General features: G+C 32.5%; 1 protein-coding gene. It reads right to left on the bottom strand.

What is annotated here, in order from left to right:
• Window positions 1-98 precede the first annotated feature (98 nt).
• Entirely contained in the window at window positions 99-449 is a 351-nt protein-coding gene (locus K5R64_RS09600) for a transposase (RefSeq protein ID WP_220763019.1), read from the bottom strand.
• Window positions 450-514: the final 65 nt, after the last annotated feature.

Below are 514 nucleotides of genomic sequence, written 5' to 3' on the forward strand. Positions count from 1 at the left end.
AAGTGCTAAATGAGCTGAGATGTTTTTTATACTGTCTTTGAAGTTTTTTACCGTTAACACCAAAGAAACCTCCAATAGTATGACAATTAATAGCCGTGTTATCTATTAATTTCTTTTAAAAAAGACGCAAATTCTTGCGTCATACGAGTTCCTTTAGCCACTAAAGCCCAATCTCTTTTAACAATTTTACCATTGGTTTTATTGGTCCAGCGACGACGTTTAATGTGTAAATAGACAAACTTGCCTCTAAGGGGGAAATCTTGAATTGTGATTTCCTCCGAAAAACCTTTAGAGACTAATTCTATTGAATCAAACTCTTTTGGAGGCTTTGATTTTTCTTCGAAATACAAGTGTAGGTTTTCCTCTGAATTTTTAAAAGAGTTCAAATCGAAATGCTCAACTAAAAATTCAGGTAATATGAGTTTTAATAATTCCAGATAGGATTCCACGCTAATTTGTTTTTAGCAAATATCTATATTTTTATTAAATCCTCCCCAAGTTTTGTTCCTGATCC

The sequence above is a fragment of the Flavobacterium sp. UMI-01 genome, from assembly GCF_019656315.1.
In the GTDB taxonomy this organism is placed as follows: Bacteria; Bacteroidota; Bacteroidia; order Flavobacteriales; family Flavobacteriaceae; genus Flavobacterium.